This window comes from Bradyrhizobium sp. 147, from assembly GCF_023073935.1.
Lineage (GTDB): Bacteria > Pseudomonadota > Alphaproteobacteria > Rhizobiales > Xanthobacteraceae > Bradyrhizobium.
Map to the genome: position 1 here is coordinate 19,846 of NZ_JADPKL010000075.1, position 15,378 is coordinate 35,223.

12 protein-coding genes are annotated in these 15,378 nt (G+C 65.1%); 6 read left to right on the forward strand and 6 right to left on the reverse strand.

The genetic code is table 11. The annotated features are described in order from the left end of the window. Positions 1 to 11 precede the first annotated feature (11 nt). Positions 12 to 1,376, forward strand: a complete 1,365-nt coding sequence (locus tag IVA87_RS16135) for an MFS transporter (RefSeq protein ID WP_247300692.1) — start codon at positions 12 to 14, stop codon at positions 1,374 to 1,376. A 181-nt stretch (positions 1,377 to 1,557) separates the two neighbouring features. On the opposite strand, the gene IVA87_RS16140 is transcribed toward IVA87_RS16135, so the two are convergent. From IVA87_RS16140 to IVA87_RS16155, 4 genes are all read right to left on the reverse strand, one after another. Continuing rightward, the gene (locus tag IVA87_RS16140) at positions 1,558 to 2,808 is read right to left on the reverse strand and encodes an arsenic transporter (RefSeq protein ID WP_247300693.1); all 1,251 of its coding nucleotides are present in this window, start codon (positions 2,806 to 2,808) and stop codon (positions 1,558 to 1,560) included. Positions 2,809 to 2,834: 26 nt separating this feature from the next. Beyond that, the gene (locus tag IVA87_RS16145) at positions 2,835 to 4,118 is read right to left on the reverse strand and encodes an MFS transporter (protein WP_247300694.1); all 1,284 of its coding nucleotides are present in this window, start codon (positions 4,116 to 4,118) and stop codon (positions 2,835 to 2,837) included. Between the two features lie 83 nt (positions 4,119 to 4,201). Further along, positions 4,202 to 4,642 (reverse strand): EamA family transporter, encoded by a 441-nt coding sequence (locus IVA87_RS16150; RefSeq protein ID WP_247300695.1) that lies wholly within the window; start codon positions 4,640 to 4,642, stop codon positions 4,202 to 4,204. Positions 4,643 to 4,830: 188 nt separating this feature from the next. Then, positions 4,831 to 7,308, reverse strand: a complete 2,478-nt coding sequence (locus IVA87_RS16155; RefSeq protein ID WP_247334194.1) for a PAS domain S-box protein — start codon at positions 7,306 to 7,308, stop codon at positions 4,831 to 4,833. Between the two features lie 208 nt (positions 7,309 to 7,516). Between IVA87_RS16155 and IVA87_RS16160 the strand changes: the two genes are divergently transcribed. The 4 genes from IVA87_RS16160 (at position 7,517) to IVA87_RS16175 (ending at position 12,013) form a co-directional block, all read left to right on the forward strand. Beyond that, positions 7,517 to 8,587 (forward strand): putative zinc-binding peptidase, encoded by a 1,071-nt coding sequence (locus IVA87_RS16160; RefSeq protein ID WP_247300697.1) that lies wholly within the window; start codon positions 7,517 to 7,519, stop codon positions 8,585 to 8,587. A 187-nt stretch (positions 8,588 to 8,774) separates the two neighbouring features. Then, positions 8,775 to 10,790 carry an acetyl/propionyl/methylcrotonyl-CoA carboxylase subunit alpha gene (locus tag IVA87_RS16165; RefSeq protein WP_247334197.1) on the forward strand — a complete coding sequence of 672 codons (2,016 nt, stop codon included), beginning with the start codon at positions 8,775 to 8,777 and terminating at the stop codon, positions 10,788 to 10,790. Between the two features lie 60 nt (positions 10,791 to 10,850). Then, the gene (locus IVA87_RS16170; RefSeq protein ID WP_247300699.1) at positions 10,851 to 11,717 is read left to right on the forward strand and encodes an isocitrate lyase/PEP mutase family protein; all 867 of its coding nucleotides are present in this window, start codon (positions 10,851 to 10,853) and stop codon (positions 11,715 to 11,717) included. Further along, positions 11,714 to 12,013 (forward strand): acylphosphatase, encoded by a 300-nt coding sequence (locus tag IVA87_RS16175; RefSeq protein WP_247300700.1) that lies wholly within the window; start codon positions 11,714 to 11,716, stop codon positions 12,011 to 12,013. The genes IVA87_RS16170 and IVA87_RS16175 overlap by 4 nt, the downstream gene beginning before the upstream one ends. A gap of 259 nt (positions 12,014 to 12,272) precedes the next feature. Here the strand turns inward: IVA87_RS16175 and IVA87_RS16180 are convergent, their stop codons facing one another. Together IVA87_RS16180 and IVA87_RS16185 are read right to left on the reverse strand one after the other, a co-directional pair. After that, on the reverse strand, positions 12,273 to 13,793 hold the full coding sequence (locus IVA87_RS16180; protein ID WP_247334199.1) for a PAS domain-containing sensor histidine kinase: 1,521 nt from the start codon (positions 13,791 to 13,793) through the stop codon (positions 12,273 to 12,275). 157 nt (positions 13,794 to 13,950) lie between these two features. Further along, positions 13,951 to 14,805 carry a LysR substrate-binding domain-containing protein gene (locus tag IVA87_RS16185; RefSeq protein ID WP_247300702.1) on the reverse strand — a complete coding sequence of 285 codons (855 nt, stop codon included), beginning with the start codon at positions 14,803 to 14,805 and terminating at the stop codon, positions 13,951 to 13,953. Positions 14,806 to 14,915: 110 nt separating this feature from the next. Here IVA87_RS16185 and IVA87_RS16190 point away from each other — a divergent pair, with 110 nt between their 5' ends. Beyond that, on the forward strand, positions 14,916 to 15,338 hold the full coding sequence (locus IVA87_RS16190) for a 4-oxalocrotonate tautomerase family protein (protein WP_247300703.1): 423 nt from the start codon (positions 14,916 to 14,918) through the stop codon (positions 15,336 to 15,338). Positions 15,339 to 15,378 lie beyond the last annotated feature (40 nt).

A 15,378-nucleotide genomic window follows, 5' to 3' on the forward strand; every position in this document is an offset into this window, starting at 1 on the left:
AAGGACCACACATGTCGACGATGGCGATGCCACAACCGAGCGCGAGCGAGGCCGCGGTCCGCTACCTCATCACGAACTACAGTCCCAAAGGCAACAAGGTCGGCTGGCTGATGATGGCCTCGATCCTGGTCGAAGCCTGGGATCTCTATTCGATCGCCTTCGTGCTGATCTTCATCAAGGAGCAGTACAATCCCGATCCGCTGATGCTGGGCCTCGCCGCGGCCGGCACGCAAGGTGGCGCCCTGATCGGTGCGCTGCTCGGCGGCTGGCTGTCTGACAAGATCGGCCGCCGTGTCATGTTCCTGGTCACGATGGTGATGTTCATCGTGCTGGCGCTGGCGCAGGCCTTCGTGCCCAACGTTGCCTGGCTCGTGGTGATCCGCTTCCTGCTCGGCATCCCGCTCGGCTCAGACATCTCGACCGGCTACACCTACATCATGGAATCCATGGCCAAGGGTGAGCGCGAGGTGATGGGCAACCGCTGGCAGTTCATGTTCGCGGTCGGCGAGGTCCTGACCATCGGCGTCATCGTGATCTTCCTGCTGATCGACATGAACCACGAGATGCTGTGGCGCGTCACGCTCGGCCTCGGCGCGGTGCCGGCGCTGATCATCCTGATCATGCGCCACGACGTGCCGGAGACGGCGGTGTGGCTGGTGCAGAAGGGACGCTACCGCGAGGCCAAGCAGGTCGCGCGCGAAATGTTCAACGACAATCTCGACATGCTGCCCGACCGGGACGTCGAGGTGCCGAAGGTCTCGACCCGCGCGTTCCTAGCCGATCTCAAGAAGGATCCGATCCGCTGGCGTGCCACGCTGTATGGCTGGATCGCCTGTTTCGCGCAGGCGAGCGAGTTCTCGACCTTCGCGTTCTACCTGCCGGTGCTGTTCGTCATGGTCGGCGTGTCGAGCGTGCTCGGCAACAATCTGGTGACGATGGGGCTATTCAGCTTCGCCGCTCTGTCGGGGTGGGTCGGGCCGCTGCTGACGCCGAAGATCGGCCATCGCGGCATCGCGATCGCGGGCTTCTCCATCGTGCTGGTGTCACTGCTGGTCGCTGCGTTTGCGCTCTACACGGACAACAAGATGCTGCTGCCGTTCGCCGCGGCCGGCATGCTCTGGGGCCATTATTGGGACGCGTCGAACTGCATGACCATCCCGACCATGGTCGCCCGGCCGCGATACCGCGGCACCGCCAGCGGCTTCGCCTATATGTTCGTGAAGCTGCCGTCGTTCCTGGCGATCTTCCTATTCCCATCGCTGTTCGCGGCGATCGGGCAAGCCAATGCCACCCTGTTCGTCGCAATCTTCCCGGTGATCGGATTGCTGGCTGCGATCTTCATCCTGCCGGAAGTCTACGGCTACGAGAACGACTGACGAAGCGCGACCCGGTCGCGGCGTCATCGCCGCGATCGGGCCGGACGGTCACGGGCTCAAGAAGACGGGATCGATCCCACCTTGTGGCCGAGCGGGCCGATCGTCTGCCGCAGCGTCGCCGGCGGCATTGATCTACCGCAAATAGCTCGCGCCTTATTTCGAAAGCTGCGTCTGACCTTGCTTACCAGATTGCCGCCGCCAATGCTGCGATCAGTGCGGGCGGTGTCACCAGCAGACCGAGCTTGAGGAATGGCCAGGCGCCGACCTCGATCTTCTCGCGCCGGAGCGCAACCAGCCAGAGGATGGTGGCGAGCGAGCCGGTCACCGACAGATTGGGGCCGAGGTCGACGCCGATCAGGATGGCGCTGACGACGGGCGCGGGCAGATGATCACTGGCCGCGACGGAGCCGGCGACAAGGCCGACCGGAAGATTGTTGGCGATGTTGTCGGCGAGCGCGGTGGCAACACCGACGCTCCAGGCGGCCTGCGGGACGGATTGCGCCACCGCTTGGTGCAGCAGCGCGCTGAGCTGCGCGATCACGCCGGTCTTCACCAGCGCCTCCACCATGACAAAGAGCCCGCCGACCAGCGGCAGCACGCTCCAGGAGACGCCGCGCAGCACCGGCATAGGCGATTGACGGTTGATCAACAGCACGGCGGCCGCCGTCGCCGTCCCGCAGACGAACGTCGGCAAGCCCAATTGCAGATCGAGCGCAGAAGCCCAGATCAGCACGATGCCGATGGCGCCGATGCCATAGGCGGTCAATCGGCCGCCGCGTCCGAGTTTCGGGTGAGGGACCCTGGTTTCGATCGTTTCCTCCTTCAACTCGCGGTGCAGCGCAAGGCGCAATGCGACATAGGTGAAGCCGATCGAGGCGAGTGATGGCAGCGCGAACTGATGCAGCCATGCTCCAAGATGCGGCATGTGCTTGCCGAAGACCACGAGATTGGCCGGATTGGAAATCGGCAGCACGAAGCTCGCGGCATTGGCAATGAAGGCGCAGACGAACAGATAGGGCAGCGGCTTGGCGCCGGCCGCGCGGGTGGCGGCGTAAACGGCCGGCGTCAGCACGATCGCGGTCGCGTCGTTCGAGAGCAGCACCGTCACCAGCGTGCCGACGAGATAGATCAGCAGGAACAGCCGCTGCGGAGAGCCGCGTGCATGCTCGACCGCAAAGGCGGCCAGATAGTCGAACAGGCCTTCGAGCCGTGCCAGCTCGGCGATCAGCATCATGCCGATCAGGAACAGATAGACGTCGACACCCTTCTCGATGCCGGTGAGCGCATCGCGCCACGGCAGGAAGCCGAGCAGCACGAGCGCGGCGGCACCGATCGCTGCCCAGATCGCCTCCGGCAGGCGAAAAGGGCGGATGATGACGCCAGCGATCGCAGCGACGATGATGCTCCAGGCCCAGATGGCGTCAGACGGCACGTTTCAGTCCTCAAGGTGAACCAGATCTATTCGGCAGCGATAGCCGATGCGGACGCAGCTGTCTTCCCCCGCGGGCACAGATCGCCGTCTGCGCCTTGCCGCGTCTGCGGTAGAGCGAAGAAGCAGATCACGGCGCCGATCGCCGCCACAGCGCCAAGAGAGATGAACGCTGCGTGGTACCCCGCGCCGACCACGACCAGGCCTGCCAGTGTCGTCGACAGTGCAGCTCCAATGCTCTGGGCGGTGATGACCGCGCCCTGCGCGACGTTGAAGCGGCCGGTGTTGCGCATGAGGTCGGCGACGATAACTGGAAAGATTGCGCCGAAGATGCCGGCGCCCACGCCGTCCAGAAGCTGCACGCCGAGCAGCCAGAACGGATTATCCGAGAGCGCATAGAGGACGCCGCGGATCGGCAGGATCATTAATGCGGCAAGGAAGAAGCGCTTGTGGCCCCAGCTATCAGCCTTGGCGCCCACCAGCATTGCGAACGGCACCATCACGAGTTGCGCGGCGACGATGCAGGCTGACATCAGGCTGGTGCCCATCTTCTTGTCCTGCAGTGCGAGCTTCTGCCCGACCAGAGGCAGCATGGCCGCGTTCGAGAGGTGAAACAGCGCGACGCAGAGCGCGAAGACGAGCAGGGGGCGGCAAGTCAGGAGCACGCCGAGGCCCGAGGGGTGGTCGGGCTGATCGTTCGCGTGAGCGTCGTGCAGCCCGCGAGCAAGATCGTGGTCGATGGCTCGTTCGGGGATTGCGACAATGCTGGCGAGGCTCGCAATCGCCATGGCGCCGAGCAGGTAGAACACGACGGTCGGGCCGAACCAGTAGGCGAGTACGCCTGCCAGACCCGCAGCGACAGCGTTGCCGGCATGGTTGAAGGTCTCGTTACGGCCGATCCGCCGAGTAAAAGCGGCATGGCCGAAGATGCCGAGCGAGACGGCGGCGATTGCGGGCGGAAAGATGACAGCGGCGGCCTGGGCAATCCCCTGCGAGATCGCGACCGGCCCGAAGTCCGGAAACAACGGCAGCGATAGCGAGGCAAGGGTCACCATAATGGCGGCTATCACCATCGCGAGCCGCTTCTTCCGCGTTGCATCGACCAGCGCACCTGCCGGCGTCTGCGCTACGATGCCGGCCATCGTTGCAATCGACATCACGAGCCCGATGCGCGCCTCGTCCCAGCGCTGCTCGGTGAGGAGATAGATGGCGAGATAGGGCCCGAGCCCGTCGCGGACGTCGGCGAGGAAGAAATTGGCCGCATCGAGCGCGCGGCCAGCTCGCCTCGTTTGATCGGAGTTTGCGCTCGACATCGGATCTCTCGGCCGAAGCTCAAAGTGGCCCCGGCAGCAACCTTCGTGTTGTCGGCCGGGTTCCGCGGATCACGCCGGGCTCCTCAAAACTTGACCGCGAGCAGCACCGCGCCGCCGCCGATCATGGCAATGCCAAGCCAGCCCTGCGCCGTCGGGCGCTCGCCGAGAAAAGCGAAGGCGAACAGCGCGACCAAGACGACGCTGAGCTTGTCGATCGGCGCGACCAGCGTTGCGGGCCCGAGCTTCAACGCACGGAAATAGCACAGCCAGGACGCGCCGGTCGCAAGCCCGGAGAGCACCAGGAATAACCAGGTTCTCGACGAGACCGCTGAGGGCGTGGCGAACTGGCCGGTGCAGAGCAGCAGCACCGATAAAGCGAGCAGGACCACGATGGTGCGGATGAGAGTGGCGAGGTCCGGATTGATGTTCTCGACGCCGACCTTGGCAAAGATCGCGGTCAGCGCGGCAAAGCAGGCGGAGAGGATCGCCCAGGTCTGCCAGGCGGAGAGGAGCGCGGGTTTCATGAGGGTCTTTACGTGTGGCGGCTGATCATCGGTGTGCGGGCAATTGCAGCCTAACACCCAAATGTCGTCTCGGCGAAGGCCGCGACCCATAAGCACGAAAAGGTGTTTGGGCGAAGAGCGAAATTGCGTGCGCCACAAGGGAAATTGCGCGGTATGGATGCCGGCTTTCGTTGGACGACGAGAGAGACTCACCTTGCCATCGACAGCTTCTCCGTGATCGCCTTGCGCAGGATGCGCGAGAGCGATTCCACCGAATACGGCTTCTGGATCAGCTCGAAGCCGCGATGGGCGTTCTCGGCGAGTACGTTGCTGTAGCCAGAAGTGAGCACGACGGGCAGACCCGGATAGTGCTCGCGGATGATGCCGGCAAGCTCGACGCCGTTCATGCCGGGCATGATGACGTCGGAGAAGACGAGGTCCACGGCGAATTCGTTCTCGCCGAGGATGGTCAGCGCCGCATTGGCGTTGGCGACGCGGCGGACGACATAGCCGAGATCCTCCAGCAACTCGGTGGAGAAGCGGCCGACTTCGTCGTCGTCCTCGACCACGAGGACGCGATAGCCGCGCCCGGTGGCCGCCGCCTCATAGATCAGTGCGGCTGCTTCCTTGTCCGTTACAGGGCTTTGCGCCCGCGGCAGATAGATGGTGAAGGTCGCGCCTTTGCCTTGCGCGCTCGTCACCGCGATGTCGCCCCCGGATTGTTTTGCGAAGCCGAAGGCTTGGCTGAGGCCGAGTCCCGTGCCCTTGCCGACCTCCTTGGTGGTGAAGAAGGGCTCAAAGATCGAGTCGAGATGTTCCGGCGCGATGCCGCGGCCGGTGTCGCTGACCGAGATGGCGATGTAGTCGCCGCCGCGCGGCGATTGTGCGCGCAGGCTTGGAATGCCCTCGACCTTGCGCACCGCGATGATGAGGCGGCCTTCGCCATCCATGGCGTCGCGGGCGTTGACGGCGAGATTGATCAGCGCGGTCTCGAACTGGGCGATGTCGGCCAGGGTGAAGCAGCCGGCATCCTCAATCTCGACCGCGATGTCGATGCGGCCCCCGACCAGCGGCCGGATCAGTTGCGCGATGCTCTCGACCTGGCTGCCGACATCGAAGATCTGCGGCTTGAGCGGCTGCCGCCGCGCGAATGCCAGCAGCTGCGCGGTCAGTTTGGAGGCGCGCTCGACCGTCTCGGAAATGGCGTCGACATAGCGGCGGCGGCGCTCCTCCGGCAGCTCGCGGCGTCGCAGGAAGTCGGTCGCCGAACGGATGATGGTGAGGAGATTGTTGAAGTCGTGCGCGACGCCGCCGGTAAGCTGGCCGATCGCCTCCATCTTCTGCGACTGCCTTAGCGCTTCCTCGCCGCGCCGGCGCTCGGTGATGTCGACGGCCTCTGGCACGGCACCGGTGATGTTGCCATGGCGATCGAGCACCGGACGCATGCCGAAGTCGAAATCGCGCTCGCCGATGGGAAGATGCAGGCGCATCTCTAGCCGCACGGCTTCGCCCTTGAGTACCCTGTCGAAGGCCTCTCGCACCGCAGCACTCATGCCGCTCGTGCCGGTGAACCAGGGCGTCTCCCACAACGGCTTTCCGATCACGTCCGATGAATTCGCCTTGATGCCGGCGAGCGCGGTCTTGTTGGCGTAAAGCAATTCGCCCCTGAGATTGACGAGGCCCTGATATTGGTTGCTGGTCTCCAGGATCGCACGCAGCCGCGCCTCGTTGGCTTCGAGCTCCGCGGTGCGCTGGGCGATGCGCTCTTCCAGCGTCTCGTTGAGCTGCCGGAGCTCGATCTCGGCCTGCTTGGCCGCGGTGATGTCGTGGGCGACGCCGATGAAGCCGATATGCTTGCCGGTCGGATCCCAGCGCGGCTGCGATTCCGAGCGCAGCCAGCGCCATTCGCCCTTGGCGTTCTTGTAGCGCGCTTCCAGCACGAACGGTATTAGCGAAGCTTCGCCCTGGACGGATTGCTGCAGCACGTGCGGCAGGTCGTCCGGATGCAGCACCTTGCGCCAGTCGAAATCAATGGCCTGATCGTAGGGCAGGCCGACGAAATCGACATAGGCCTGGTTGGCGAAGGACCGCTTGCGGTCGAGCTTGGTCACCCAGATCGGCACTGGCGCGCTGTCGGCAATCAGCCGAAAGCGCTCCTCGCTCTCGCGCAGCGTCTCGCGCGCGAGTATCTGGTCGGTGATGTCGATATGGGCGCCGACGAGCCGAATGGCGCGGCCGTCCCTGTCGCGCTCGATCTTGGCGACGACCCGGATCCAGCGGGTCTCGCCGTCGCTGGGACGGATGATGCGGTATTCGGCGGTGTAGTCTTGGCTCGTTCCGGCGAGAGCCTCGAAGAAATGGCTGACGGTCGGGTCGCGGTCCTCGGGATGGATGCGGTTGACCCAGTCCTCGTGCGTTTCGTCCGTGGCTTCCGGAGGCAGCCCGTGGATCATCAGATATTCGGGCGAACGGCGGTTCTTGAACCCTTCGCGGAAGTCGACCTCGACGCCTCCGACCTTGCCGATGCGCTGGATGCGTGCGAGCTCGGCCTCGCGCTCCTGAAGCGCGCGATAGGCGTTGTCGCGCTCGCGCGCGACGTCCTCGAGGTGCTGGCGCAGCCTCTCGGCAGCGAGGGTCTCGGGCAAAGGATCGGTCAAGGCGTCGGCCGTTGTCATGCGGGTGCGCACGTGCCGGACCGATATTCACACAGACGGAGCGTGATGGCCATCGCCTAGACGGAATATGCAGGTAAGGCGGGCGCAGGATGACGGAGGATATCAACGAACGCCTCCGCCGGCTATTTGTTCCTGAGGTTGGAACGATGGGTCCTCTGCGCGCCTATCTGCGAGGCGCCACAACTCATTCACAAGCCTTCCTTTCCGAAGAGGCTAAATCTTGAAGCTCTTTGTCTGCCAGGCCTGCGGCAACGTCCTGTATTTCGAGAACCGCGCTTGCGAGCGCTGCGGCCACCGCGTCGCCTTCCTGCCGGAGAAGGAGACGATGTCGGCGATGGAGCCCGACGGGGAGGCCTGGAGGACGCTGGCCGATAAGGGCGAAAGCCGCATGCTGTGCCGTAATGCCGAATACGATTCCTGCAACTGGCTGACGGATACGGGTGACGGCACGGGCTATTGCCGCGCCTGCCGTCACAACGGCATCGTGCCGGATCTGGCGGATCCGGCACAGCTCGCCGGCTGGCGCGAGCTGGAGGTGGCGAAGCACCGGCTGTTTTATTCCCTGATCCGCTGGAAGCTGCCACTTCAGACCCGGCAGGACAATCCCGCGCATGGGCTGATCTTCAATTTCCTCGCCGACGATCCGCACAGCGGAGAGAAGATCATGACCGGCCATGACAACGGGCTGATCACGATCGCGCTCACCGAGGCCGACGACCTCGCGCGCGAGCGGCGCAGGCTCGAGATGGGCGAGCCCTACCGGACGCTGCTCGGGCATTTCCGCCACGAGGTCGGGCATTATTTCTGGGACGTGCTGGTGCGCGACGGCGGCAAGCTAGACCAATTCCGCGCCATGTTCGGCGACGATTCGGCCGATTACGGTCAGGCCCTGCAACGTCATTATGCCGAAGGCGCGCCGCCGAATTGGCAGCAGAACTACGTCTCGGCTTATGCGACGATGCATCCGTGGGAGGACTTCGCGGAGACCTGGGCGCACTATCTCCACATCGTCGACACGCTGGAGATGGCCGCCGAGTTCGGCATGGAGGTACGCCCCAAGGTCGACCGCGACGGGGAGCTGACGGCGCGCATCCGTTTCGACCCCTACGAGGCCCGGGATGTGGAAGCGCTGGTCAACGCATGGCTGCCCTTCACCTTCGCCATGAACAGCGTCAACCGCGCCATGGGCCTGCGCGACCTCTATCCCTTCATCCTGTCGCCCGCGGTGGTCGCCAAGCTTGGCTTGGTTCACAGCCTCGTGCGGGACGCGGCCAAGGCCGGGAAGCCGTAGGTGGTGCCAGGGCCAGCCGGCTCGTTGCGCAAGCCCATTGCGGTCTTGCGCTGGTACGCCAGAGGGGAGGGATTTAGACCGTTGCCTCCGGCCCATTTTGATGTACCACGGGAGCCACACGGCCCGTTTCCCATAGGCCAACGGCCAGGAAAGGGGTCCCCGCCCAAGGTCGAGACTCAAGAAAAGCATGTTCAAACGCATTCTGATCGCCAATCGCGGCGAAATCGCCTGCCGGGTCATCAAGACTGCCCGCCGGATGGGAATTCAGACGGTTGCGGTCTATTCGGAGGCCGACCGCGATGCCCTCCATGTTGAGATGGCCGACGAGGCCGTGCTGATCGGCCCACCCGCTGCGGCCGAGAGCTATTTGGTGATCGAGAAGATCGTGGACGCCTGCCGCAAGACCGGCGCGGAGGCGGTGCATCCCGGCTACGGCTTCCTGTCCGAGCGCGAGGCGTTTCCGCGCGCACTGGAGGCGGCCGGCATCGTCTTCATCGGCCCGAACCCCGGCGCGATCGCGGCGATGGGTGACAAGATCGAATCCAAGAAGGCGGCGGCCAAGGCCAAGGTATCGACCGTGCCGGGCTATCTCGGCGTCATCGAGGACGACAAGCACGCGGTCCGCATTGCCGACGAGATCGGCTATCCCGTCATGATCAAGGCCTCCGCCGGCGGCGGCGGCAAGGGCATGCGCATCGCGCACTCCAGGAGCGAGGTCGCCGAGGGCTTCAATCTCGCCAAGGCCGAGGCCAAGGCCTCGTTCGGCGACGACCGCGTCTTCGTCGAAAAATTCATCGTTGATCCCCGCCACATCGAGATCCAGGTGCTGGGCGACAAGCACGGCAACGTGATCTATCTCGGCGAGCGTGAATGCTCGATCCAGCGCCGCAACCAGAAGGTCATCGAGGAAGCACCGTCGCCGCTGCTGGACGAGGAAACCCGCCGCAAGATGGGCGAGCAGGCCGTCGCGCTGGCGAAAGCCGTGAACTACGATTCCGCCGGCACCGTCGAGTTCGTCGCAGGGCAGGACAAGAGCTTCTACTTCCTGGAGATGAACACGCGCCTCCAGGTCGAGCATCCCGTTACCGAACTCGTGACCGGAATCGATCTCGTCGAGCAGATGATCCGCGTTGCCGCCGGCGAGAAGCTCGCCATTGCGCAGAAGGACGTCACGCTGACCGGCTGGGCGGTTGAATCGCGCCTCTATGCCGAAGATCCGTTCCGCAACTTCCTGCCTTCGATCGGGCGCCTGGTGAAATATCGCCCGCCGGCGGAAGCCAGCAAAGATGGTATCACCGTGCGCAACGACACCGGCGTCCAGGAGGGCGGCGAGATATCGATCCATTACGATCCGATGATCGCCAAGCTGGTCACCCATGCGCCCTCGCGCGCGGCCGCGATCGAGGCGCAGGCGACAGCGCTGGATTCCTTCTATGTCGACGGTATCAGGCACAACATCCCGTTCCTGTCCGCGCTGATGCACCATCCGCGCTGGCGCGAAGGACGGCTCTCCACCGGCTTCATCGCCGAGGAGTTTCCCAAGGGCTTTGCGGTGCGCGTGCCCGAAGGCGAGGTCGCGCGGCGGATCGCTGCGGTCGGCGCCGCCATCGATCACGTGTTAGGGGAGCGCAAGCGGCAGATCTCGGGCCAGATGGGCGGCCGCATCGTGCAGCGCGAGCGGCGTCGCGCAGTCTGGCTCGATCGCCAGGAGATCCTGCTGGAGGTCGCGCGCGAGGGCGAAGCAATCGCGGTGCGTTTTGTCGATGCCGACGGCAAGGCCGGCAATGCGCATCTGCTGCAATCGCCGTGGAAGCCCGGCGATCCGGTCTGGCAGGGCACCATCGATGGACAGGTCGTTGCGGTGCAGGCGAGGCCGATTGCGAACGGCATCCGCCTCGCGCATCAAGGCGTCGAGGTGCCGGTCTATGTCTGGACCGAAGCGGAAGCCGCTTCCGCCCGGCTGATGCCGGTGACGACTGCTTCCGACAGCGGCAAGAAGCTGCTCTGTCCGATGCCGGGCCTCGTGGTCTCGATCGCCGTGAACGAAGGACAGGAGGTCAAGGCCGGCGAGACGCTCGCCGTCGTCGAAGCCATGAAGATGCAGAACGTGCTGCGCGCCGAGCAGGACGGCACCGTGAAGAAGATCCACGCCAGCGCCGGCGCGACACTCGCGGTGGACGCGCTGATTTTGGAGTTTGCGTGAAGCGCGCCGGAGCGCAACGCCAGACGCTCTTCAAGATGAGGAATTGAGAGTGAGGCAACCATGGCCTTTCGTTCCCGCCGCGAGAAACTGCGATCGATCCTGTCGGGCTCGGCTTGCGTCCATCCCGGCTCGGTCTACGACGCCATCTCGATCCGCATTGCCGAGGACCTCGGCTTTCCGCTCGGCATGTTCGGCGGTTCGGTGGCCTCGCTCGCCGTGCTCGGCGATCCCGACGTCACGCTGATCACGCTGACCGAGCTTGCCGAACAGACGCGGCGGATTTCGCGCGCCTCCGCGCTCCCCGTTCTCGTCGATGCCGATCACGGCTATGGCAACGCGCTGAACGTGCGCCGCACGGTGCAGGAGTTGGAGACGGCGGGGGCTGCCGGCCTCACCATCGAGGACACGCTGCTGCCGGCGGCGTTCGGCGAGGCGAAGACGCAACTGATCCCGCTCGAGGAAGGCGTCGGCAAGATGAAGGCGGCGCTCGACGGCCGCAGCGATCCCTCGCTCGTCATCATGGGTCGCACGGGAGCTGCCTCGATCACGTCCATCGAAGATGCGATCCGGCGCGCAATGGCCTATGAAGCCGCCGGCGTTGACGCGCTGTTCTTCACCGGCATCAGGTCGCGCGCGGAACTTGCGGCCATCGCATCCGCCACGCACCTGCCGCTCGTGCTCGGCGGCGCGCCGGAGGAATTGAACGCAACCCACTATCTCGAGAGCCAACGCGTGCGCATCGCGCTGCAGGGCCATGCGCCGATCGCGGCTGCAACGCAGGCAGTGTACGAGACTCAGAAGGCGTTGCGTGAGGGCACGGCACCGAAAGCGCTGAAGGGATTGCCCACATCGGAACTGACCAGCCGCGTCATGCGCGAGGCCGATGTGAAGGCACGCAGCGCCGACTTTCTTGGACTGAGAAAATGAACCGGGCGATCCTCCAGGTGGTGGTCCGTGGCCGCGTCCAGGGCGTCGGCTACCGCGCCTGGATCGAATCCCAGGCGGCTGCATGCGGTCTCGAAGGCTGGGTGCGCAACCGCCGTGACGGCAGCGTCGAAGCGCTGTTCGCGGGCACGCCCAAGCACGTCGCCGACATGGTCGCGCTGTGCCGCCACGGCCCGCCGTCCTCGCGCGTCGACAGCGTCACCAGCGAGACCGCCGGTGCCGATGAGCTGAACCTGCGCCGCGCAGGGGAGGCGTTTTCGGTGTTGCCGACGGTGTAGGTGTGCTCCGGCTCCCCGGTTGCGGCAGGCTTTCGCATTGGAGAGCGTTTCCCTCCGGCATCCTTCGAGACGCCCGCTTAGGCGGGCTCCTTCAGGATGAGGACGGAGTGCGCGGCAGCAGTTTCAACGAGTACCGAAGCCGATTAGCCTCATCCTGGGAGGAGACTGCGCAGCGGTCCTCTCGAAGGACGAGGCGCGCGCTCAGAACGCCGCCAAGCGTGAATGCGATTGCCCTGCCGCAAGCGGGAGAGGTGAGCAATCACCGCGGCAGCTTGGCGATCGCCTCGCTGAGCTCGTGGATCTCGTAGGGCTTGCGCAGGATCGGGAAATCGCCGCGCACGCCGGCGGCGACCTCGCTATAGCCGGTGGCGAGCAGGATCGGCAGGCCGGGCCGGATCTGGCGCAGGTGCTGGGCGAGGCCGAGCCCGTCCATCTTGCCGGGCATGACGATGTCCGAGAAGACGAAGTCGACGCCGTTCTTCTCGATCTCGAGCAGCGCAGCTTCGGCATCGGCGACCCTGCGCACGCTGTAGCCGAGCTGTTCCAGCAGGCCAACGCTGACGGAAGCGACGTCCGGATTGTCCTCGACCAGCAGCACCGTGCCGCTGCCGCGGAACGATGATGCTCCCGCCGGCTCGCGCGATGGCGCGTCGTCCGCGCGCGGCAGCAGGATGGTGAAAGTGGTCCCCTTGCCAAGCTCGCTGGCGACCTTGATCGTGCCGCCCGCCTGGTGGGCAAAGCCGTGCACCTGGGATAGGCCGAGCCCGGTGCCTTTTCCGATCGGCTTGGTCGTGAAGAACGGCTCGAAGATCTTGTCGAGGACGTCATCGGGAATGCCGAACCCGGTATCGCTGACGTCGATCGCAACAAAGTTGCCGGCGAGCGGGGGCTCATGGAGTACGACATTGTGCGCACCGATCGTCACCGTGCCCCCGTCCGGCATCGCGTCGCGGGCATTGATGACGAGGTTGAGCAGCGCGGTCTCGAGTTCGGAGACGTCGGTCTTGATCGGCCACACTTCGCCGCTGATGTCGAAGACCAGACGCACGGAGCTGCCGACGCCGGCATCGAGCACCTCGCGGATCGCCGCGATACGCTCGGCGAAGTCGACCGCCTGCGGATTGACGCTCTGTCGCCGTGCGAAGGTGAGAAGCTGGTTGGTCAGCGCCGCGCCGCGCTTGGTGGCGGTCTCGATGGCCGAGATCGCGCGCTGAACCTTGGCCTTGTCGTCAGTGCCCCTCTTCAACATGTGGAGGCTGCCGCTGATGATCATCAGGAGATTGTTGAAATCGTGAGCCACCCCTCCGGTGAGCTGGCCGAGCGCATCGAACTTCTGGGATTCGGCGAGCTGCTTCTGCATCACCTCGAGCTTGAGCTGCGTATTGCGGCGTTCGGTGATGTCGCGCGTGATCTTGGCGAAGCCGACCAGCTCGCCGTCCTCATAGATCGGATCGATCACGACGCTCGCCCAGAAGAACGTGCCGTCTTTGCGGACACGCCAGCCTTCCTCCTCGTAGCGGCCCTTTTCCCGCGCGATGCCCAGTGCCCGCGCCGGTTTGCCGTTGGCGCGGTCGGTCTCGGTGTAGAAGCGCGAAAAATGCTGGCCGAGGATCTCCCCGGGCGAGTAGCCCTTGATGCGCTCGCCGCCGATATTCCAGCTCGTGATGATCCCGCTGGGGTCGAGCATGTAAAGGGCGTAGTCGGCAACGCCTTCAACCAACAGCCGGAAACTGCGTTCGCTCTCGAACAAGTCTCTCTGCTGACTAGACTTTTTAACCATTCCGGACCCCGCCTCGACGGGGGCAAACGCCGCAGCCGCCGGATGGTTCCCCCAATCTGGGACATTTTTAGGCAAACATCGCGGGCCGTATGCAGATCGGCAGCCGCTTACGAGACGCGGCGCAGCGCGTTCGAGGCGATCTTGTGAGCGTTCGGCCTCAAGCCGTTGTGCCGCTCCGGAACGTCGCCGCCACTGCACGCAGCGCCGTAAGCTTGGCGGGATCGCTGACCTTCGAATGCAGCATCACCTTCGAGCTGCCGAGTTTCGGCAATTTGTGTGCCGGCCCGATGTCGACCAGCCCGGGAGGCGCAATCCGCCGCGCCAATGGCGCGACCGCAAGGCCGGCAAGGGCGGCCGCGACGGCCGCCGTGACGCCACCGCCGACGAAGCGCTCGCGCCAAGCGATGCCGGCCTTGTCGAGTGCGCGCACGGCAACGGCGCGGACGCCGCAGGGCGGGGCGAGCGTCGCAAGCGGCAACGGCTCACCCTTCGGCAGCGTGAAGCGTCTTGCGGCGAACCAGCCGAACTCGTCCTCGGTCAATTTTTCGCCGCCGCGACGGCTGCCCTCCTGGCGCACGATCACCGCATCGAGGCGCCCCGCGTCATAGGCATCCTGCATCTCGCGCGAGAAGCCGATGGTGACGGCGAGGGTGAGATTCGCAGACATCGCGTGCAGGCGTTCGAGCAGCGGGACGAGTTCGGGCCCCGCCGCATGGTCGGAGATGCCGAGCGAGAGCGTCTGTGCGACTGAAGCCTCACCTGACAGCGCCCGGTCATGCGCCTCCATCAGCGCGCGGGCACGATCGCGGAACGCGGCGCCGTCGGCGGTGAGCCGGACCGCGCGCGGCGAGCGTTCGACGAGGCGCTTTCCGAGCAGCGTCTCCAGCCGCTGCAGCTTCAGGCTGACGGCCGCCTGTGTCGTGCCGAGCGCCTCCGCGGCGCGGGTGAAGCTCTGGAGCTCGGCGACCAGCAGGAAGGCCCGGACGGTGGCGATGTCGAGGACGGTTGTCATCACAATTCATTATCATTGATATCATCACGGATAAGCTACCAACATGACGAGGGGAGGTCTAGCTTCTCCTTAACGCCGCGCGACCTGCGCGGCTCCGAAGGAGAACATCCATGCCCCTGATCACCGTGTCCTACACCACGTCCCGCCAGTCGCCCTCGCTGAAGGCCGACATTGCGAACGCCGTATCCGAGCTCACCGCAAAGATCCTGCACAAGGATCCCAAGGTGACTGCCATCATCGTGAAATCGGTCGATGCAAGCGACTGGTTCGCCGGCGGCAAGTCGCTGGCCGAGCAGAAGCTTGCGAGTTACTGGATCGACATCCACGTCAGCGAAGGCACCAACACCAAGGACGAGAAGGCGGCCTATCTCGCTGCCATGTTCAAGTGCATGGTCGAGCTTTTGGGCCCGCTGCATCCCGAGACCTATCTGCACGTCGACGAGGTGAAGGGCGATGCCTACGGCTTCGGCGGCCTCACTCAGGAGCGCCGCTACATCGCCGGCAAGCTCGAGGTCCCGCTCAAGGCGGCGTGATGCCGGAGGCCGCGGGTGACGATCTCACCCGCGGCCCGGA

What these genes read in the sequence shown, in the direction of transcription:
- IVA87_RS16135 (WP_247300692.1), top strand. Translation starts at nt 12, where the DNA reads ATGTCGACGATGGCGATGCCACAACCGAGCGCGAGCGAGGCCGCGGTC.
- IVA87_RS16145 (WP_247300694.1), bottom strand. Translation starts at nt 4,118, where the DNA reads ATGTCGAGCGCAAACTCCGATCAAACGAGGCGAGCTGGCCGCGCGCTC.
- IVA87_RS16150 (WP_247300695.1), bottom strand. Translation starts at nt 4,642, where the DNA reads ATGAAACCCGCGCTCCTCTCCGCCTGGCAGACCTGGGCGATCCTCTCC.
- IVA87_RS16165 (WP_247334197.1), top strand. Translation starts at nt 8,775, where the DNA reads ATGTTCAAACGCATTCTGATCGCCAATCGCGGCGAAATCGCCTGCCGG.
- IVA87_RS16170 (WP_247300699.1), top strand. Translation starts at nt 10,851, where the DNA reads ATGGCCTTTCGTTCCCGCCGCGAGAAACTGCGATCGATCCTGTCGGGC.
- IVA87_RS16175 (WP_247300700.1), top strand. Translation starts at nt 11,714, where the DNA reads ATGAACCGGGCGATCCTCCAGGTGGTGGTCCGTGGCCGCGTCCAGGGC.
- IVA87_RS16180 (WP_247334199.1), bottom strand. Translation starts at nt 13,793, where the DNA reads ATGGTTAAAAAGTCTAGTCAGCAGAGAGACTTGTTCGAGAGCGAACGC.
- IVA87_RS16185 (WP_247300702.1), bottom strand. Translation starts at nt 14,805, where the DNA reads ATGACAACCGTCCTCGACATCGCCACCGTCCGGGCCTTCCTGCTGGTC.
- IVA87_RS16190 (WP_247300703.1), top strand. Translation starts at nt 14,916, where the DNA reads ATGCCCCTGATCACCGTGTCCTACACCACGTCCCGCCAGTCGCCCTCG.